Genomic DNA, 18,428 nt, shown 5'->3' on the forward strand with positions numbered 1-18,428 from the left:
CGGGTAGGCTCTTTCCCGTGAATGAGCCCACCCAGGTCTTCATCCAGCCCGACCCCACCGGCGACCTGCTCACCGCCACGCTGTCCGTCGGCCGCTGGACGGCCGGCGGAGCGGAGGTCACCGCCAGCGGCGGCGCCGTGCTCGTCTCCGCCGCGGGCGGCATTTCGCGCGTAGCGCTGCGCTGGGACGAGCCCGTTCCGGTCGGCGCTCTCGTTCTCGGCGACGCCTGGGAGCGCTCGTACGGCGATCTCCAGTGGCGCCATCTCCAGCCCGACCGGTTCCTGCCGTGGTACTGGCTCGGTCACGACGAGAAGACCGGCAAGACCTTCGGCGCCGGCGTCGACGTCCATCCCGGCGCCTTCTGCTCCTGGACCGTCGACCAGACCGGCTTCACGCTCTGGCTCGACCTCCGCAACGGCGGCGGCCCCACCCAACTCAACGGCCGCCAACTGACCGCAGCCGTCGTCCGCCGCTTCGAAGACGCCGCTACTCCGTGGCGCACCCTCCACGCCGCTGTCGAAGCGATGAGCGCGAGCATCACCCCAAGAGACCTCGGCCCAGTCGTCGGCGCCAACAACTGGTACTACGCCTATGGCGAAGGCTTCGACGAGAAGGCCGTCCTGCAAGACGCCGCGACCGTGGTCGAGCTGGCCGACGGCCACCCGGTCAAACCGTTCAGCGTCGTCGACGACGGCTGGAACCCCGGTGGCAACGGCTCCGGCGGCCCCTGGGAGAGCGGTATCTCAGGCCTCTTCGACGACATGGCAAGGACGGCGGCGGCGGTGAAAGAGATCGGCGCTCGCCCAGGCCTCTGGTTCCGTCCGCTGCTGTCCCGCGAGCAGGGCCCGTGGGGTCGCACCGGCCAGTCCGACGGTTTCGGGCGCGCCCTCGACCCGTCGTACCCGGAAGTGCTCGACCTCGTCCGAGCAGACCTGCGGCGCTTCAAGGACTGGGGGTTCGAGCTGGTCAAGCACGACTTCAGCACCTACGACCTGTTCGGCCGCTTCGGCCCGGCGATGGGCGCTCGCCTGACCGACGAGGGCTGGCAGTTCCACGACCCCACCCGTACGACCGCCGAGATCATCCTCGACCTGTACCGCGAGATCCGGGCAGCCGCCGAGGGCGTAGTACTGATCGGCTGCAACACCGTCGGCCATCTCGCCGCCGGCCTCGTCGACGTCCAGCGCACCGGTGACGACACGTCCGGCCGCGACTGGGAGCGGACCCGGAAGATGGGTGTCAACTCGCTCGCCTTCCGGCTGCCGCAACACGGCCGCTTCTTCACCGTCGACGCCGACTGCGTGCCGTGCACGCCGCAGACGCCGTGGGAGCTGAACCGGCAGTTCCTCGATCTCGTGGCGAGGTCGGGAAGCGCTCTCTTCGTCTCCGTCGACCCGTCCGCACGGACCGCGCAGACCGACCACGATCTTGGCGACGGTATACGGTTGGCGCTCAGTGGAGGCAACGCCGCGGATGGTGGGATCGAGCCGCTCGACTGGCTGGTGAACACGACGCCCGCCGTCTGGCGTGCCAGCACCGGCACGGTTCGCTACACCTGGTCGCGACCGTGGGGCGCGGACCCGGCTGCAGGCTGAGGAGCGTGCCCTGGCAGCGAGGACTGTGCAGCGACACCGTGCAGCGAAAGACAGGGGGAGTGGTGAGTAGTGACCAACCGCCGGCCGTGGTCCGCCGGGGTACCAATCTCGATCGCGTGGGTGGATTCAACGACACGGTGGTGCTGGACGCGATCCGGCGGGCCGACGAACGGCTGAGCCGGGTCGAGATCGCGGCCGCCACCGGACTGTCCGGGCAGGCCATCTCCAACATCACCCGCCGGCTGCTCGACGCGGGCCTGGTCCGCGAGGCCGGCCGCCAGAAAAGTACCGGCCTCGGCAAGCCACGCACGCTGCTCGAGCTGGAGCCCACCGGCCAGTACGCCGTGGGCGTGCACCTCGACCCGGCCGTGGTCACGACAGTCGTCCTCGATCTGACCGGGCAGGTCGTGGTCCGCAAGCGGGCCGAGACTCCGGCCTCTGACGACCCTGACGTCCTGATCGCGGGAATCGCTGCCACAGTCGAGCAGGTGATCGCCGAAGCCGGCGCACCACGCGACCGCGTGGTGGGCGTCGGTATCGCGGCGCCCGGTCCGATCGACGTCGAGCGCGGCGTTGTCATCGACCCGCCGAACCTGAGCGCCTGGCACCTGGTCCCGCTGCGCGATGCCCTGCGCGAGCGGACCGGCCTGCCAGTCCTGCTGGACAAGGACGTCACCGCCGCTGCCTCGGCCGAGAAGTGGGCCGGCGGGCCGAACGGTCGTGGCAGCTTCCTCTTCTTCTACCTCGGTACGGGCGTCGGAGCAGGCCTGGTGATCGGCGACGAGGTGGTCCGCGGTTCGAGCAGCAACGTCGGCGAGATCGGCCACGTGATCGTCGATCCCGACGGCCCGCTCTGCTACTGCGGCCGCCGCGGCTGCGTCGGCGAGTCGAGCCAGCCGCGCTATCTGGTCCAGCAGGCCGTCCAGGCCGGAGTGCTTGCCAAAGGCATCGATCTCGACGATCGGCACGCCGTCGACCTCGGTTTCGCCGAGCTGTGCGACCAGGCCGCCGCAGGCCCCGGGGTGGCGCGCGAGCTGATCACCGCACTCGCGAACCGGATCGCCAAGGTGGTCGAGGACATCGCGAACCTGCTCGACCTCGAGCGGGTGGTGTTCGGCGGCCCACACTGGGACCAGCTCGCGCCCTTCTTCGTCGACGTGGTCCGGGCGGCGCTGGAAGAGCGCTTCCTGGTCCGCTCGGTACACCCCTTCGTCGTCACCGGCACTGCGCTCGGCGCGGACGTCGGCGCGGTGGGTGCGGCCAGCCTGGTGCTGGACCATACATTCTCTCCCAACCCTTCAGTGCTCCTGCTCGGACCCGCAGAGAGCGCTCCACCTGTCGTAGTCGGGTCCGCTGAAAGGTGATGCTTTGATGACCGGTATCGATCCCGAGGTTCTCGCCCGTGCCACCGAGGAGGTCCGTCAGGCGACCGGCGACCAGGTGATCGCGGACATGTTCCACCGGTCGATGGCGGAGAACCTGCCAGCCGTCGCGGAACGGCTGCCGGACGGTACGACATTTGTGCTGACCGGTGACATCCCGGCGATGTGGCTGCGCGACTCCGCCGCCCAGTTGCGGCCGTACCTGGTGCTCTGCGCCGACGACCCGGCGTTGCAGGACGTGCTGATCGGCGTCCTGCACCGTCAGCTCGAGTACATCGCGATCGACCCGTACGCCAACGCCTTCAACCGGGAGGCGAACGGCGCCGGCCACACCACCGACGAGACCGAGATGTCGCCGTGGGTGTGGGAGCGCAAGTACGAGATCGACTCGTTGTGCTACCCGATCGAGCTGGCCTATCGGCTGTGGCGGATCACTGGTCGGGCCGACGTGATCGACGACCGGTTCCGGGTCGCAGCGGATGCGATCCTCGAGTTGTGGACGACGGAGCAGGACCACGAAGGCAAGTCGCAGTACCGGTTCCAGCGGCACGACGATCGGCCGAGCGACTCGCTGATCCGCGCGGGGCTGGGGCAGTTGACCCGGCCGACCGGGATGTCGTGGAGCGCTTTCCGGCCGAGCGACGACGCCACCGAGCACGGCTTCAACGTGCCCGGCAACATGTTCGCCTCGGTCGTGCTCGGCTACCTGGAGGCGATCGCCGGCGAGGTGCTCGGTGACGCCACGCTCGGCGACCGGGCCAAGGAGCTGAAGTTCTCCATCGACGAGGGCATCGCCCGGTTCGGTACCGTCGACCACCCGACGCTCGGGCGGGTCTACGCCTACGAGGCGGACGGTTCGGGGGAGCGGTTGCTGATGGACGACGCGAACATGCCGAGCCTGCTGTCGGCGCCGATGACCGGCTTCGCCGCGCCCGACGACCCGACCTACCTGGCGACCCGTTCGCTGCTGCTCAGCCCGGAGAACCCGTACTACTACAGCGGTACTCACGGTGCCGGGATCGGCAGCCCGCACACCCCGCCGGACCACATCTGGCCGATCGCGCTGGCCGTTCAGGGCCTGACCAGCACGTCGGCGCAGGAGCGGCAGCAGTTGCTCGAGCTGCTCCGCGACACCACCGGTGGTACCGGCCAGATGCACGAGTCGTTCCACACCGACGACCCGGCGAACTTCACCCGCGACTGGTTCTCCTGGGCCAACGCGATGTTCTGCGAGCTCTGCCTCAGCCACGCCGGCCGCATGCTCAGCTGACCCCCTCCCAGCTGACCGTCAGCTGACATCGCGGCGGCGGGTGGTGACGACGGCCAGCACGACGAAGACGGCGACATAGCCGAGCGTCGTCAGGAGAGCGCGATCTCCCGACACGACCTCCCATACTCCGGGAGGCGCGTCGGCAGCGCAACGTTGCGGAAGGCAACGGCCAGCGCAGCACCGGCGAGACACCACAGGGTGAGGACGAGCCAGCCGCCCGCGAGTCCTGTCAGCAGGGTGAGCGGGCCTGGCCAGTCCATCGGCGCGTTCTCCGCCGCGGCGATCCCGATGCTGCACAGCGCGCAGGTGGTGAAGATACCGAGCACCCAGACGGCCAGCAGGGTGAGCCGCCCGAGCACAGAGCGAGCGCTCCCGCGAAGACCGGGAAGCCGCCGATCGTGTTGTCCATAACGCGTTCTGGCAAGACACCTCGCAGTACCTCCGAGGGCGACTCGATCATCGAACCGGTCCGGGCCAGTACCTGCGAGTGGCCCGGCGCGCCGCCGAGGACGCGGACCGTACCGCTGGTCGGAGTGATCAGCCCGGTGAGAATCCGCAACGTGGTGGTCTTGCCGGCACCGTTCGGCCCGAGGAAGCCATAGACCTCCCCGGGCAGAACCGTCAGATCGACACCGTCGACGGCCAAGGTGTCGCCATAGCGTTTGGTCAGGCCCGAGACCTCGACCAGTGGAGCAGCGGTTGCGTTCATGCCTCGACAGTGCCGGTCAGGACCCCGTCAGCGCGTCGCCCGCCGGGAGCGACCGGACCTACCGCCACGGGAGTACCGGCCGCTTGCCGGCCTACCTCGCAACGACTGGCCGGAGGGCCAGGGTGATCAGGAAGCCGATCACCATCACTCCGGCGGACAGCAGGACGACCAGGAATCCCCCGTCCGCGATCGCGACGCGGAGAGTCTCGGCGGACTTACCCTCGATGCCGAGATCGGCGACGACGGTGAAGACCGCCAGCCCGATCGCGTTTCCGAGGTTGAGGGTGGTGGAGGCGATTCCATTGGCGACCCCCTGCTCCTCAGCTGCTGTACCGGTGGAGGCCGCGATCCACATCGCCGTCCAGATGATGCCCTGCCCGACCCCCGACACGATCAGACCGGGCACCAGTGCTGCGTAACTCGTTCCTGCGTCGAAGCCGAACGCCAGGCCGGCAGTGCCGATCACCCCACCGGCGAAGCCGATCAGAAGGGTCGAGCGAGTACCGCTCCGGGTCGTGAGCCGCTCGCCGAGCTGCGTCCCGAAGGCGATGGCCAGTGACGGAATCAGGAAGGCGAGCCCGGTCTGCAGGGCGCTGAAGTCATGCACCGTCTGGAGCAGCACCGTCAGGAAGTAGGGCAGCACCCCGAACGTCCCCATGAAGAGGAAGGTGATGGTCATCCCGACGGTCAGGCTGCGATTGCGGAACAACCTGAACGGCATCAACGGATCCGCCGATCGGGACTCGACCAGCGCGAAAAGGGCCTGCAGCGCGATCGCCAGCAGCAGAGCCACCACGACCAGCGGATCATCCCAACCGAGCTCGGGCCCCTCGACCAGACCGAAGACGAGCAGAGTGGCTCCGGCGGTGACGCTGAATGCCCCCCACTCGCGCCGACCCGGAGCGCCTCGAAGACGTACTCGTCCAGGTCGAAGGTCGTCAGGATCACCACGTGGACGTCGGAGAGGGGGCTACTCGCCGAACAGGTCCTCGGTCTCGCCGACGACGCCGTGGTGGGTGGTGCCTGGGAAGGGGGTGGGGATCTTGCCCAGGTTCTGGATGGGGGTTGTGGGGCCGGTGGCGTGGCCTACGGCGTAGAGGTAGGCGGCGTCGGTGTCGTGGTCTACCGCGGTGAGCAGCGTGCTCTGCTTGCCGCACCTGACGGCGACCAGCGAGTCGAAGCTCCCCCAGCCCTGGGCCCGGACCTGCTTCACGATGGGCTTCATCGGTGACGTCGCCGGAATCCGGATGGTGTAGAGCGCGCCCCCGCGGGTCGTGGCGAGGAGCGTGTCATAGGTGGCTGTCGTGCTGATCATCGTCATCGTCTTGACCGAGCCGAAGCCCAGGTACGAGCCGAGCGCCTTGAAACCGTTGAGGTCCCAGCGGAACAGCACGCCGTCGTCGCGCAGGCCGTAGAAATAGCTGGCCCGCTTGAGATACGCGGTTCTGGACTCCTCGATCTGCGTGAACCGGTCCCAGCCGCCACCCATCCGGCGCGACGTGACCTTCGGGTCCGGCTCGCCAGAGTCCCAGAGGATGTTCACGTAGTACAGGCCGCTTCCGCTGATCACCATGCCGTACTTCCAGTACTGGCTGGTGAGCGCGCTGACGTACCAGGTCGAGCTCTCCTTGAGCGGGAACACCTTGACCTTGCCGGACGACGGATCCGCCGTCGGCGGCTTGGTCGCCACCACGGACGCCCCACCGGTGTTTCCCTCCGCGTCAAACGCCCCGACCGCCATACTGCACGGGTCGGCCGTCGTCCCGGTCGCGACCGTCGGGGTCGCGCTCGCCGGAATCGCGGTCGTACCGGCGACCAAGGCCGCCACGATCAGTGCGGAGACTCGTTTCAAGCTCATATGAGTTGTCCTTTTCGCTCCTGGCGTTTCCTCATGAGCTTGATGCGGTCTCCGCCGCAAAAGTTGCGCGCTACCTCGTGATCTGAATCGGCCGGTCAGGCGAGGCCGGCGTCGTGGGCCAGGAGGGCGATCTGGGTGCGGTTGCCTAGTTCGAGTTTGCCGAGGATGTGCGAGATGTGCGCCTTTACTGTCGCCACGCTCATGTACAGCTCGGTCGCGATATCCGCGTTCGCCTTGCCACGCGCGACCGCCAGCATCACGTCGTACTCGCGGGGAGACAACCGCGAGAGCGCTTCCTGAGCCTGCGTATGCGCGCCGGCCTGAGTCGCCGCCTGATCCATCAGCCGCCGCGTGATCGCCGGCGACAGGATCGGGTCACCCGCCGCGACCCGGCGTACCGCCTCGACGATCTGCGCTGGTGGCGTGTCCTTCAGCAGGAAGCCGCTCGCCCCGGCGCGCAACGCATGCAGCACGTTCTCGTCGGTGTCGAAGGTGGTCAGCACGATCACCTCCGGCGGGTTCTTCCGGGCCCGCAGCCGCCGGGTCGCGACGATCCCGTCGACGCGTGGCATCCGCAGATCCATCAGCACCAGGTCCGGAAAGTGCGCGTCGATCGCTGCCGGTACCTCGTCCCCGTCGGCCGCCTGGGCGACCACCGCGATCCCGTTCGCGCCGTCCAGCATCATCTCCAGGCTCGCCCGCACCAACGCGTCGTCGTCCACCACCAGCACCCGGATCGTCTCGCTCATAACGGCCACGGTAGCGAGGCCTGCAGCCGGAACCGGCCATCGGCTGCTCGCCCGTGGTCCAGCGTGCCGCCGGCCAGGTGCACCCGCTCGGTCAATCCGATCAGCCCGGTACCGCTCCCCGGCGTCAGTGACAGGCCGTTCCCGCTCGGATTGGTCAGCTCGATCCGCAGCGACTCACCGGGCTCGCCGTCGATGACGAGCGTGACGGGATGGCCGGCCGCATGCTTGCGCGCGTTCGTCAGCCCTTCCTGCACGACCCGGTACGCCGTCCGCCCGGTTGCCGGTGGCAACGATTCTGCCGCGACGACGGATTCGGCGTACCGGATCTCGGTGCCGGCGTCACGCGACTCGGCGACGAGGCCGGCCAGGTCGCCGAAGGTCGGTTGGGGGCGCCCGCCGGGGAGTTCGTCGATCTCGCTGTCGCGGAGCACGCTGATCACCTCGCGCAACTCCTCCAGCGCCTGATGGACGCCCGCACGGATCACGCCCGCCGCCTTGGCCAGCTTCTCGGGCGAGGAATCCGGACGGTACTCGAGCGCTCCGGCGTACGTGGCGAGCAAGGACAGTCGGTGCGCAAGCACATCGTGCATTTCGCGCGCCATCTTGGTGCGCTCCAGCGTTCGGGCCTCGGCGACTCGGCGGCCTTGCTCGTTCTCGGCTCGGAGAGCGCGTTCTCGCAGCGAGTTGAGCAGGGCCTGGCGAGCTTGGACCCATTGGCCCCAGCCGAGTAGGGCAGCGTGCACGGCGACGTCCAGGACGGCGTACCAGAGCAGGTCGAGCCCGTCGATCTGGCGCCAGATGCCTTGCACGAAGTGCCCGGCGACTCCTGCGAAGGCGACCAGAGTGGCCGTCTTGAGCGGACGGCGTAGCGCGACGGTCAGGGTGGCGGCCGTCGACTGCGGGGTAGCGGCGGGGGAGAGCATTGCCAGCGTGGCCTGCGCCAGCGCGCCTTGGACCGGGTAGCGGGACAGTACGGGAATGAGGCCGCAGGCAACGATCGCGACGGTGGCGTCGAGGATCAGCCAGCGGGGCTGGAAGTCGCTGGACTGCCGGCCATAGATCGTCAGCGCAGACAGCAGCCCGAGGGCACCCACCGCGGCAACGTTCGCCCAGCGGGTGCGGTTCGACCGGCTACAGATCTCGTCCATGCCGCCGAGACTAGGCCGCCCGGACACTCGCCACCACCGACCAAAGTCGGTGCCGCGCCGACTTGAGGCGGGGTCTGTCCAACCCTGCGGCCGATGCGGACAGAGCGCGCTCTCTCTGATTCTTGCCCCATGACCAGGACATCGAGTACCACCGCCCACAATCCCATCCGCGTCGCCGGCCGCAGCAGGCTGGCAATCGTCGGTATCACCGCCCTCGAGGCCCTGGCCTGGTGGGCCATGCTCGCCCAGGTGTTCGGCATCACCCTGGAGGCGAAACAAGGCTCAGTTGTCCGGATCGGCGCCGTGTCGGTGTTCGTCGCCTCGGTGGCGATGGCCTTCGCCGGCTGGGGCCTGCTCGCCCTCCTGGAACGCAGGACGCTCGCCGCCCGCGAGACCTGGACGAGCGTCGCGCTGATCGCCTGCATCCTCTCCCTCGGCGGCCCGCTCACCAGCGGCATCGGCATCGGCGCAAAACTGGGCCTTGCGTCCCTGCACCTGCTCGTAGGTAGCGTGGTGATCCTCGGCCTCCGCCGCACAGCGCTCTCCGCCGCAGACCGCCGCAGACCCGCCTTTTGGGGCCGGCGCGCAGACCGTTAACGCAGTTGAGTCGCCCGATAGAAGCCCTCGATATGCGCCGTGATCAGCGCCGCGGCTTCCTCTCCCCGCCCGGCCCGGATCGCCGCCACGATCGACCGGTGCTCGGCCCGCAACCCGATCGCCGTCGCATCCCAGTCCGCCAGATTCGGTACTGCGGCCAGCACGTACCCGTGAATCGCAGTACGCAACGACGACATCACCGCCGCGATCAGCACATTGCCCGCCAGCGCCGACAACGCGACGTGGAACTCCGCATCCAGCAGATGGAACTCCTCCGGCGTCAGCCCCGCGTCGTCCATCCGATCCAGCAACTCCTCGGCAGCGACCAGATCCCCGACGCCCGCATGATGAGCCGCCTCGCGAGCCGTCCACGATTCCAGCAGGACACGCGTCTGCACGATGTCGCCCATCGGCAGGTGATTGGTCGCGAGGTGCAGCCGCAGCAACGCGGTCAACGGCGACGCCGGCTCCGCAACGATCACCGCGCCGGCCTCGGGTCCGGACCCGGTCGCCGTCCGGACGACCCCCATCGCCTCGAGCACCCGGACCGCCTCCCGCACCGACGGCCGGCTGATCCCGAGCTGCTCCGCCAGTGAGCGCTCTCCCGGAAGCCGCTCGCCGAGTCGCAGACGCCCGGCGGCGAGATCGGCTTCGACCCGGCTCAGCACCAGCTCGTAGTTCTTCACAGGCGTGAGTGTAGCCCTGTGGTCGGACCACAGACTATGCTGTGGTCCGACCACACAGTTCACCTGCCGAGGGAAGCCCCGATGACCGATCGCCAGATACCCCGCTGGTCCGAGCTCAAGCCGCTGCTGCGGGCCAAGCCGGTCACGCTGAACGCGACCGACCGCCGGCTGGAGAAGGCGCTCACGATCGCCGACCTGCGCGCGGTAGCCAAGCGCCGGACGCCGCGCTCGGTCTTCGACTACACCGACGGCGCCGCGGAGTCCGAGATCAGCCTGGCCCGCGCCCGCCGGCTGTTCTCCGAGATGGAGCTGCAGCCCTCGATCCTGCGCAACGTCTCCGATATCGACCTCGGTACGTCGATCCTCGGCCGGCGCTCGGAGTTGCCGTTCGCCTTCGCGCCGACGGGCTTCACCCGGATGATGAACCACGAGGGCGAGAGCGCGGTGGTCAAGGTCGCGCAGGACATCGGTATCCCGTACGCGCTCTCCACGATGGGCACGACCTCGATCGAGGACGTCGCCCTCGCCGCTCCGGACGCGCGCAAGTGGTTCCAGCTCTACGTGTGGAACGACCGGGCGGCCGGCGAGGATCTCGTGAAGCGGTCAGCCGCCGCCGGGTACGAGGCCCTGATGCTGACCGTCGACGTACCGGTCGCCGGCGCCCGCCTCCGCGACGTGCGCAACGGCTTCACCATCCCGCCGTCGCTGACGGTCAAGACGGTCCTGGACGCCTCGATGCACCCGGCCTGGTGGGCCAACCTGCTGACCACCCGCCCGCTGACCTTCGCGTCGCTGTCGAGCTGGGGCGGCACCGTCGCCGACCTGCTGAACCAGCTGTTCGACCCGACGATGACCATCGAGGATCTCAACTGGCTGCGCTCGATCTGGGACGGCCCGCTCATCATCAAGGGCATCCAGACCGTCGAGGACGCTCGCCGGGTCGTCGATGCCGGCGCCGACGCGATCGTCCTGTCCAACCACGGCGGCCGCCAACTGGACCGCGCACCCACACCGCTGCGCATCCTCCCGGACGTCCGCAAAGCCATCGGTGCTGACGCCGAGATCTACCTGGACACCGGAATCATGAGCGGTGCCGACATCGTCGCCGCCCTGGCCCTCGGCGCCGACGCCTGCCTGGTCGGCCGCGCGTACCTCTACGGCCTGATGGCCGGCGGCGAACGCGGAGTGGCCCGAGCGGCCCAGATCCTCACCACCGAGGTCCGCCGAACGATGGCCCTGCTCGGCGTGGACAAGGTCGCCGACCTCAACCCCGGCCACGTCCGCCTGCCCTGACGCCTCTGCAAGTCAGATCGGCAGGTTGGCGACGATCCTGAGACCGCCAGTCGGAGTACGGCTGGCGGTCAGGGTGCCGCCGAGGGCGGTGACTCGCTCGCGCATGCCGACGATGCGGAAAGGCCGCCCGATCCAGGCTGGTCGGCCGCGGGTCCCCGTGGACGATCGCGTGTACTTCCAGCCCGGCCATGGACGTCCGGCTGATCAGGTGATCGAGTCTGTCCAACCCGGCGACCGGCTGGCGTGGCGCTGACTCGTCCGACTGCCGTAGTACTCCGACTATCGACCGCAGCTCGACAAGTGCTTCCTTGCCGGCCTGCCGCAGCTCTGCCTCGCGCCGGGTCTTGCTGGCCGCCATCACGCGCTCACGATGGCCACGGAACAGCTCCGCAATGAACCCCAGTACTACGAAGCACGCACCAACCAGGAGCACCTGGTAGACGCCCTGCTCGTTGATGCCGAGCACGACCCGGCCGAGCACGTGCCCGGCGTACAGGGCGACGATGCCGCTCCAGCCGGCTAGCCGGTGGCCGGTCCGGATCACGGTGAAGACGGCGATGACGAAGCTGAAGATGACCGGGCCGTACCCGTACTGCATCAGCATGTACACGAGCGTCGAGACGATCGTTGCCCACAGCACCAGCACCGGCTGGCTGCGGAGCCAGTAGAGCGCCACCGAGCCGAGCAGGACGAGCACCACCATGAACCAGTCGCCCGTGCGCCGACCCTCCTGGTTGTTGGACGCACCGAACGAACCGATCACCGCGACGACCGTGACGATCGCAGGCAGCGCCACCCGCCTCACGCGGGAACCGGGCATCGGCTCAGTAGCACTCACCCTCGAACCGTAGAGGCCCGGCTCACCCGGTGTCATCGTCGCCACGGAGTACTTCGCACTGCGCCGTCCGCAGTACAGGCGTCAGTACTTGACGTTGTAGATGCCCTCTTCGTAGGTCGGGCCGTAGTACTCCTTCAGCTCGGCCAGGTCGGCGTCCTTGCGGTCGGTCGCCTTGGCGATCTCGGCGCGGCTCGGGACGGCATCGGGGTTCCAGGTCTCGGGCTTCCAGATCTTCGAGCGCAGGAACGCCTTCGAGCAGTGGTGGAAGATCTCCTCGATCTCGACCAGCAGGGCCAGCTGTGGCCGGTTGCCCTTCACGATCATGTCGTCGAAGAACGGCGCGTCCTTGATGATCCGCGCGCGGCCGTTGATCCGGAGCGTCTCGCCGCGACCCGGGATCAGGAAGATCAGGCCGACGTGCGGGTTGGTGACGATGTTGAGGAAGCCGTCGATCCGCCGGTTCCCGGCCCGCTCCGGGATCGCGATCGTGCAGTCGTCCAGCACCTTGGTGAAGCCGGCCGGGTCGCCCTTGGGGGAGACGTCGCAGCTGCCGTCGGCGGCGGCGGTCGCGATCAGGCAGAACGGCGACTCGGCCAGCCACTGCTTGTCGAGCTCGTGGAGCTCCTTGCGGACCTTGTCGGCAGTCGCCTGCAAAGGTGCGGGGACCAGCTCGCGCAGTTCGTCGGACGAGGTGATCTCGACCATCCCGGCGATATCCATCAGGCGGCGCACTCCTCTGGCAGCGACGGCTCGGTCACCTGGCCGGCGGACCGCGTCCGTGCTGCCCATCGTACGGCGGGACCAGTTGCCACACTGGTCCCAAGGAACAGTGCACCGACCACCAGCCACCCGATCGGACCCCATCCCAGGACCAGCGTGGTGAGCAGTACGGGGCCGAGCATGCGGGCCACTGCGGGGCCGGTTCCGAAGAAGCCCTGGTACTGCCCCTGCTTGTCTGCAGGGGCCAGCCCGAAGCTGATCTCCCACGCACCGGACGCCAGCTTCATCTCGCCCAGGGTCAGTAGAGCAGCAGCGACAGCTAGTACTGCGGCTGCGCCGGCGGGGGCCATACCGATCGCGGAGAGGGCGAAGACCGCGCAGGCGGCCAGCATGGCGACTCCTGCGAAGCGGACCGAGCGGGCCGCAGTACGGAGGCTGGTGACGCTCCGGGCGATCCGCACCTGGAAGAAGGTGACGCCGAGGGTGTTGATGATCAGCAGCGAGGCGACGACCCAGCCAGGGGCGTTGGTGCGCTCGACGATCCACAGCGGGGCGACCAGGCTGAGCAGCGGCATGAACATCAGCATCACTGCGTTCAGCAGCGCCAGCAGGGCGTACGGGCGATCGTGTAGCACGGCCAGGCGGGGCTCACCGGCGACGCGGAGCGTCACTGCCTTGACGGCGGGGACCCGGTGGATGAGCACTGCGGCGATCAGGAAGCTCGCGGCGTCGATGGCGAAGACCGTCAGGTACGCCGGTGCGGTGTCGAACCGCAATGCCACGCCGCCCATCGTGGCGCCCACGGCCAGACCTGCGTTGACCGTCGCCTGCAGGAAGGCGCGGATGCGGGTGCGCTCAGCCGGCTGGACCAAGCCGGCCAGCAGGGCCTGCCGGGCTGCGGTCAGCCCGGTCTGGCTGCTCGCGTACGCGATAGCCGCGATCAGGAAGAGCGGGAAGCTGCGAACGAAGAGGAACGATCCGACCGAGACCGCGGTGGACAGGGCCAGCAGGATCGCGATGCCGCGAGGGCCTTTGCGATCGGCGAGGTTGCCGAGCGGTACGCCGGTCAGGAAGCCCACCAGCCAGGCGATGGTGAGGCCGAGCCCAACCTGCGCCGTGGAGAGGCCGACGACGCGGGTGAAGAAGAGCGCGGAGGTGACGATGAAGGCGCCGTCACCCACCGAGTTCGCGAGCTGCGCGAACGCGAGATTACGAGCGGCTCCGGCCGGCGGCAACAACGAACAGGCCTTGGTGCTGCGGGTGGTGGTGGTCATCTCAGGTCTCCCTCGGCTCTCGATACCTAGAGCCTAGAAGCCCAGCGGCCCACAAGTCAGATCCACTTACCGGGCGATCCGATGGGCCAATTCACCTCAGAGCGCGGCTGCCCAGGAGTGCCTCTATGTTCGGTGATCAGCTGGATCAACCAGGACATCCACCTCCACCCCGGCCGCGCCTTCCTTCCCCTCCGCCCCCGGCCAACCGGCCGGCGCCCGTCGCCACTCCCGCGACTTTGTGCACCAGCTGAGCATCTGCCACCCGACAGAACGCTCACGTGGTGCACAAGGTCGGGGTTGGCGGTGTGGGGCTGGGTGCTTTTGGGTGAGTTTGGCGGTGGCTGAGGTGCTCGGGTGGACCGCGAGGTGGCCGGGGTGGAAGCCGGTTGCGAGGACGGCTGAGCTGGTCGGGATTGGTCTGTGGACAACTGCGGATCTGGCCGGAAACGACGGCACATTCTTGGTATGACCTTCACCGACCTCCCCGCGAACTGGCCCGACCTTCCGCTCACCGATCCCGCCCTGGCCGCCGACGTCGTCGACCTCTTCGTCTCCCAAGGCGACCGCCGCCGAGGCGTCCTGTCCGCGTTGCTCTGCAACGCCGAGGCCCGTTTCCTGGCAGCCATCCACCTGGACCTGCCGGAGAACGCCCCGTTCATCTCACCCAAGGCCTGCGCAAAGGCGCTCGCCCCACTGATCCCCGCCCTGCGAATCCGCTCCGACGGCGCGCTAATCCTCGCCCTGGGGCGACCCACGCCCGACCCGAGCTCGGACCACGCCTGGAATCAAACGGCAATCCAGACCTGCCAATCCGCCTCGATCCGCCTCCTGGGCTTTTACATAGCGACCCCGGGCCACCTCTACGCCCCACCCCTGTCTGCCAGCCCGACCCTCACACCCGCCTAGCGCACGCCCCTTGGGCGGAACTGGATGCTGATGCGGGGGCCGATGTGCCCGGACGACTTCGGAATAGCGTGCTCCCAGGTGCGTTGGCAACTGCCGCCCATCACGATGAGGTCGCCGTGGCCGAGCGGGTAGCGGATGGCCGAGCCGACCGGTCCGCTGGTGCCACCCGGTTTCGGCCGCAACGCGAGAACCCGTGGCTCACCGACCGACAGGATCGCCACCATCGTGTCCTCCCGGCTCCCGCGACCGATCTTGTCCCCGTGCCAGGCGACGCTGTCGCGCCCGTCCCGGTAGAAACACAGGCCGGCCGTCCGGAACGGCTCACCGAGCTCATCGGCATAGTGCTCACTGAGGCGGTCGCGGGCCTCGTCGAGAATCGGTACCGGCAGATCCTCGCTCTCGCCGTAGAAGCACAGCAGCCGAGGCACGTCGACCACCCGGTCGTACATCTGCCGCCGCTCGTCGCGCCACGGCACGTCGACGGCGAGTCGCTCGTACACCTGATCCGCCCCGGTCAACCACCGCGGCAGCACGTCGATCCACGCGCCCTGGCTCAGCTCCGTCCGCCGAATCCCGTCCAACGATCCCAACGCAGGATCCTCGAACGCATCCAGCAAGGAAGCCTGAAGGTCAGCACCCATACCAACACCATACCCGACATTCGAACAAGTGTTCCCATCGGTCCGGCCAGTTGGGAGAGGGCGGCCAACCGGCGGGGTCAGGATGGTCAGCTCACGCAGAACTCGTTGCCTTCGGGTCTTGGAGGACCAGGTAGTACTCGGGGGGTGCGGTGTTTGATGACCGCGCCCAGGGCTATGAGTTCGGCGGCTTTGGTGTCGACCAGTTCGATCCGGCGCTCCTGGGTCAGGGGAGTTGTCGCGGGCCGTCGGGTAGAGGTCGAGGTGGAGGCGGTTCTTGCCGGCCTTGCCCTCCGGTACCTGCTGGAACCAGATCGCCGGACCGAGGCCTGCTGCCAGAAGCGTGCCAGCTGCTCCGGGTCGTTCGCGTCGATGGTGAGTTGCCAGAAGACCATCCCCAGAAGCTGGTTCTACCCGCGCGGGAGATGATCGTCAGGTGGCGGACATGGCGATGGCGCGGTTGGTGATCCGGAACTGTTCGGTGCTCGTGGTGCCGGCAGTGGGGGAGTGCCGGGTTGATGAGTATCAGGACATCGTGATCGAGGACGGTGTGATCGATGAGGTGATGCCGGCCGGGGCGTTCCAGGCCGGCGCCGGGATCGAGGAGCTCGATGCCACCGGGTTGATCGCCGTGCCGGGGCTGGTCAATGCGCATACGCACAGTCCGATGGTGATGATGCGGGGTGCGGCCGAGGATGTCTCGATCGATGACTGGTTCAATCGCAAGATCTGGCCGATGGAGCTGAATCTGACGGCCGAGCGGGTCAAGGTGGGGGCCCGGTTGGCGTGTGCGGAGATGTTGCTGGCGGGCGTGACCACCTTCGTCGATCACTACTTCCACGCCGACCAGATCGCCGCAGCTGCACTTGAGCTCGGGATCCGTGCCGATCTGGCGCCCACCTTCTTCTCGTCCACCGGCACCGACGGTCGCGATGCGGCGTTCGAGGCAGCGCGGGAGATTCGCGCCCTCGGGGAGAACGCGACCTCCGGACCGCCACGCGTCACCGCAAGCCTCGGACCGCATGCGACGTACACGGTGACAGAGGAAGACCTGCGCCGTACTGCGGAAGTCGCGCGCGCCGAGGGATTCCGCATCCACCTGCACGCCGCGGAAACCGCCGACCAGACCCAATCCTCCAAGGACCGCCTCGGCGCAACCCCGATCGAGGTGCTCGAGCGCACCGGCGTACTCGAAGCAGGAGCCCTGATCGCCCACGGCTGCGGCATCACAGAATCGGACCTGGCCATCCTGGCGACCCACGCAGCCCGTACGTCGGTCGCCGCGTGCCCGAAGGCCTACCTGAAGCTCGCGATGGGCTCGACCACTCCCGTCAGACAACTGTGGTCGGCCGGAGTCACCGTCGGCGTCGGCACCGATGGAGCGGCCGTCCACAACACCCTCGACGTCTGGGAATCCCTGCGTCTATTGGCGTTGACGCAGAAACAACGCGAGCAGACCGCCGAATGGATGACCATCTCGGACACCCTCCGCCTAGCCACCCGAGGCGGCGCAGCAGCGGCCGGCCTGCCGCACGACATCGGCGCACTCGAACCAGGCCGCCGCGCCGACATCGCCCTCATCGACCTCTCCGCCCCCCACTGCCAACCCCTCCACGACCCCCGAGCCGCCCTCGTCTACTCGGTCCGCGCCTCGGACGTCGTGACAGTAGTTGTCGACGGCAACATAGTCGTCCGCGACCGCCGCCTGCTGACAGCGGATCTCGGTGAGATCTTGAAGGATGCGAAGGCGGTGGCGCACACGCTGGTCGATCTGTCACAGGGTGGAGCGGTCCAGCACTACGCGCCGTGATCAGCCGACTGAAGCACAGCGCGTCGTCGGGGGAGCGCTCTCTGGGGTTCTAGGCTGGAAGCCCGACTCCCGAGGAGATCCCGCGGATGACTGACTCTGCTCCGACGTCCACCCTGGCCGGCTGGACCAAGGCGCCGTTCACCGGTGCCGGACTCACCTACGACTGCTACGAGAAGGGCGAAGGCCCGGGAGTCGTCCTGATTCCAGAGATCCCCGGCATCACGCCGCAGGTGCTCGGGCTCGCGGATCACCTGGTCGACGAGGGGTTCACCGTCGTGATCCCGTCGCCCTTCGGCAAGCCGGGCAAGCCGGAGTCGATCGGCTATGTGCTCGGCGTCGTCGCCCGGCTGTGTGTATCGGCGGAGTTCCGTGCCTTCGCGCTGGATGCCAAGCGCCCGATCACGGCGTACCTGCGAGCAGTCGCCGCCGACCTCGCAGCCCGTACGCCGGGTCGCGGCGTCGGTGTCATCGGGATGTGCTTCACCGGCGGATTCGCGCTGGCCACCGCCGTGGAGTCGAGCGTGCTGGCACCGGTCCTGAGTCAGCCGGCCACGCCGTTCCCGGTCTCTGCCAGCAGACGGCGTGATCCCGGCCTGTCGCAGGAGGAGTTGGAGCAGGTGGTCGAGCGAACCCGCACCGACGGACTGTGTGCGCTCGGCCTGCGCTTCAGCGGCGACCGGGCAGCACCGGGAGAGCGCTTCGCGACTCTCCGCGAGCACCTCGGTGAAGCCTTCGAGGTGATCGAACTCGATTCCGGCCCGGGCAACCCCGGAGGTTTCGCCAAGGGCGCCCACAGCGTCCTCACCGGCGAGGTCCGCGATACCCCGGGCAACCTCGCGCTCGATGCCCGAACGCGCACAGTCACCTTCCTGCACGAGCACCTCGACGCGACGGAGGCGGGAGGTCACCCGTAGTACCGGAAGTGTTAAGGGAGTGTGTGGAATTCGCCCGATGT

At 68.4% G+C, this 18,428-nt stretch carries 17 protein-coding genes and 3 pseudogenes; 8 read left to right on the forward strand and 12 right to left on the reverse strand.

The genetic code is table 11. The features are described from left to right. Window positions 1-17 precede the first annotated feature (17 nt). The 3 genes from G3I17_RS01845 (at window position 18) to G3I17_RS01855 (ending at window position 4,247) form a co-directional block, all read left to right on the forward strand. The gene (locus G3I17_RS01845; RefSeq protein ID WP_164593264.1) at window positions 18-1,595 is read left to right on the forward strand and encodes a hypothetical protein; all 1,578 of its coding nucleotides are present in this window, start codon (window positions 18-20) and stop codon (window positions 1,593-1,595) included. 116 nt (window positions 1,596-1,711) lie between these two features. Beyond that, window positions 1,712-2,959, forward strand: coding sequence for an ROK family transcriptional regulator (locus G3I17_RS01850; RefSeq protein WP_343238182.1), 1,248 nt, complete (start codon window positions 1,712-1,714; stop codon window positions 2,957-2,959). A gap of 7 nt (window positions 2,960-2,966) precedes the next feature. Beyond that, the gene (locus G3I17_RS01855; RefSeq protein WP_164593268.1) at window positions 2,967-4,247 is read left to right on the forward strand and encodes a glycoside hydrolase family 125 protein; all 1,281 of its coding nucleotides are present in this window, start codon (window positions 2,967-2,969) and stop codon (window positions 4,245-4,247) included. A gap of 442 nt (window positions 4,248-4,689) precedes the next feature. On the opposite strand, the pseudogene G3I17_RS40315 reads toward G3I17_RS01855, so the two are convergent. The 5 genes and pseudogenes from G3I17_RS40315 to G3I17_RS01885 all read right to left on the reverse strand — a co-directional run. Further along, window positions 4,690-4,956, reverse strand: a pseudogene (locus tag G3I17_RS40315) (ATP-binding cassette domain-containing protein); the annotation flags it as partial. A gap of 91 nt (window positions 4,957-5,047) precedes the next feature. Then, window positions 5,048-5,809, reverse strand: a complete 762-nt coding sequence (locus G3I17_RS01865) for an MFS transporter (RefSeq protein WP_203589702.1) — start codon at window positions 5,807-5,809, stop codon at window positions 5,048-5,050. A gap of 117 nt (window positions 5,810-5,926) precedes the next feature. Then, complete coding sequence (locus G3I17_RS01875) at window positions 5,927-6,814, reverse strand: hypothetical protein (protein WP_164593270.1); 888 nt, start codon at window positions 6,812-6,814, stop codon at window positions 5,927-5,929. 95 nt (window positions 6,815-6,909) lie between these two features. Further along, window positions 6,910-7,563 (reverse strand): response regulator transcription factor, encoded by a 654-nt coding sequence (locus tag G3I17_RS01880; RefSeq protein WP_203589605.1) that lies wholly within the window; start codon window positions 7,561-7,563, stop codon window positions 6,910-6,912. Then, a complete protein-coding gene (locus G3I17_RS01885) occupies window positions 7,560-8,711 on the reverse strand; it encodes a histidine kinase (protein ID WP_164593275.1) in 1,152 nt (383 codons plus the stop codon). The genes G3I17_RS01880 and G3I17_RS01885 overlap by 4 nt, the downstream gene beginning before the upstream one ends. Window positions 8,712-8,840: 129 nt before the next feature. Between G3I17_RS01885 and G3I17_RS01890 the strand changes: the two genes are divergently transcribed. Then, a complete protein-coding gene (locus tag G3I17_RS01890) occupies window positions 8,841-9,308 on the forward strand; it encodes a DUF6069 family protein (protein ID WP_164593277.1) in 468 nt (155 codons plus the stop codon). Here the strand turns inward: G3I17_RS01890 and G3I17_RS01895 are convergent. Then, window positions 9,305-9,994, reverse strand: coding sequence for an FCD domain-containing protein (locus tag G3I17_RS01895; RefSeq protein ID WP_343238183.1), 690 nt, complete (start codon window positions 9,992-9,994; stop codon window positions 9,305-9,307). The genes G3I17_RS01890 and G3I17_RS01895 overlap by 4 nt on opposite strands. An 81-nt stretch (window positions 9,995-10,075) precedes the next feature. On the opposite strand from G3I17_RS01895, the gene G3I17_RS01900 reads away from it, so the two are divergent. Then, window positions 10,076-11,287, forward strand: a complete 1,212-nt coding sequence (locus G3I17_RS01900) for an alpha-hydroxy acid oxidase (RefSeq protein WP_164593280.1) — start codon at window positions 10,076-10,078, stop codon at window positions 11,285-11,287. Here the strand turns inward: G3I17_RS01900 and G3I17_RS01905 are convergent. The 3 genes from G3I17_RS01905 to G3I17_RS01915 form a co-directional block, all read right to left on the reverse strand. Next, the gene (locus tag G3I17_RS01905) at window positions 11,259-12,125 is read right to left on the reverse strand and encodes a hypothetical protein (protein ID WP_203589606.1); all 867 of its coding nucleotides are present in this window, start codon (window positions 12,123-12,125) and stop codon (window positions 11,259-11,261) included. The genes G3I17_RS01900 and G3I17_RS01905 overlap by 29 nt on opposite strands. A gap of 81 nt (window positions 12,126-12,206) precedes the next feature. Beyond that, complete coding sequence (locus G3I17_RS01910) at window positions 12,207-12,845, reverse strand: pyridoxamine 5'-phosphate oxidase family protein (RefSeq protein WP_164593282.1); 639 nt, start codon at window positions 12,843-12,845, stop codon at window positions 12,207-12,209. Continuing rightward, window positions 12,845-14,119, reverse strand: a complete 1,275-nt coding sequence (locus G3I17_RS01915) for an MFS transporter (protein ID WP_164593284.1) — start codon at window positions 14,117-14,119, stop codon at window positions 12,845-12,847. The genes G3I17_RS01910 and G3I17_RS01915 overlap by 1 nt, the downstream gene beginning before the upstream one ends. A 465-nt stretch (window positions 14,120-14,584) precedes the next feature. Between G3I17_RS01915 and G3I17_RS01920 the strand changes: the two genes are divergently transcribed. After that, complete coding sequence (locus G3I17_RS01920) at window positions 14,585-15,025, forward strand: hypothetical protein (RefSeq protein ID WP_164593285.1); 441 nt, start codon at window positions 14,585-14,587, stop codon at window positions 15,023-15,025. On the opposite strand, the gene G3I17_RS01925 is transcribed toward G3I17_RS01920, so the two are convergent. The 3 genes and pseudogenes from G3I17_RS01925 to G3I17_RS41955 all read right to left on the reverse strand — a co-directional run. Next, window positions 15,022-15,666, reverse strand: a complete 645-nt coding sequence (locus G3I17_RS01925; RefSeq protein WP_164593287.1) for an alpha-ketoglutarate-dependent dioxygenase AlkB — start codon at window positions 15,664-15,666, stop codon at window positions 15,022-15,024. The genes G3I17_RS01920 and G3I17_RS01925 overlap by 4 nt on opposite strands. An 86-nt stretch (window positions 15,667-15,752) precedes the next feature. Further along, window positions 15,753-15,986, reverse strand: a pseudogene (locus tag G3I17_RS01930) (hypothetical protein); the annotation flags it as partial. Beyond that, window positions 15,961-16,050, reverse strand: a pseudogene (locus G3I17_RS41955) (hypothetical protein); the annotation flags it as partial. The pseudogenes G3I17_RS41955 and G3I17_RS01930, both read right to left, overlap by 26 nt. A 58-nt stretch (window positions 16,051-16,108) precedes the next feature. Between G3I17_RS41955 and G3I17_RS01935 the strand changes: the two are divergent. Together G3I17_RS01935 and G3I17_RS01940 are read left to right on the forward strand one after the other, a co-directional pair. Then, the gene (locus tag G3I17_RS01935) at window positions 16,109-17,473 is read left to right on the forward strand and encodes an amidohydrolase (RefSeq protein WP_239062148.1); all 1,365 of its coding nucleotides are present in this window, start codon (window positions 16,109-16,111) and stop codon (window positions 17,471-17,473) included. An 86-nt stretch (window positions 17,474-17,559) separates the two neighbouring features. After that, window positions 17,560-18,387 (forward strand): dienelactone hydrolase family protein, encoded by an 828-nt coding sequence (locus G3I17_RS01940; RefSeq protein ID WP_164593291.1) that lies wholly within the window; start codon window positions 17,560-17,562, stop codon window positions 18,385-18,387. Window positions 18,388-18,428: the final 41 nt, after the last annotated feature.

Source organism: Streptomyces sp. SID13031 (assembly GCF_010548305.1).
GTDB lineage: Bacteria > Actinomycetota > Actinomycetes > Propionibacteriales > Kribbellaceae > Kribbella.

Coding starts and splice junctions, on each gene's coding strand:
- G3I17_RS01855 (WP_164593268.1), top strand. CDS start 2,967: ATGACCGGTATCGATCCCGAGGTTCTCGCCCGTGCCACCGAGGAGGTC.
- G3I17_RS01875 (WP_164593270.1), bottom strand. CDS start 6,814: ATGAGCTTGAAACGAGTCTCCGCACTGATCGTGGCGGCCTTGGTCGCC.
- G3I17_RS01880 (WP_203589605.1), bottom strand. CDS start 7,563: ATGAGCGAGACGATCCGGGTGCTGGTGGTGGACGACGACGCGTTGGTG.
- G3I17_RS01885 (WP_164593275.1), bottom strand. CDS start 8,711: ATGGACGAGATCTGTAGCCGGTCGAACCGCACCCGCTGGGCGAACGTT.
- G3I17_RS01890 (WP_164593277.1), top strand. CDS start 8,841: ATGACCAGGACATCGAGTACCACCGCCCACAATCCCATCCGCGTCGCC.
- G3I17_RS01900 (WP_164593280.1), top strand. CDS start 10,076: ATGACCGATCGCCAGATACCCCGCTGGTCCGAGCTCAAGCCGCTGCTG.
- G3I17_RS01910 (WP_164593282.1), bottom strand. CDS start 12,845: ATGGATATCGCCGGGATGGTCGAGATCACCTCGTCCGACGAACTGCGC.
- G3I17_RS01915 (WP_164593284.1), bottom strand. CDS start 14,119: ATGACCACCACCACCCGCAGCACCAAGGCCTGTTCGTTGTTGCCGCCG.
- G3I17_RS01920 (WP_164593285.1), top strand. CDS start 14,585: ATGACCTTCACCGACCTCCCCGCGAACTGGCCCGACCTTCCGCTCACC.
- G3I17_RS01925 (WP_164593287.1), bottom strand. CDS start 15,666: ATGGGTGCTGACCTTCAGGCTTCCTTGCTGGATGCGTTCGAGGATCCT.
- G3I17_RS01935 (WP_239062148.1), top strand. CDS start 16,109: ATGGCGATGGCGCGGTTGGTGATCCGGAACTGTTCGGTGCTCGTGGTG.
- G3I17_RS01940 (WP_164593291.1), top strand. CDS start 17,560: ATGACTGACTCTGCTCCGACGTCCACCCTGGCCGGCTGGACCAAGGCG.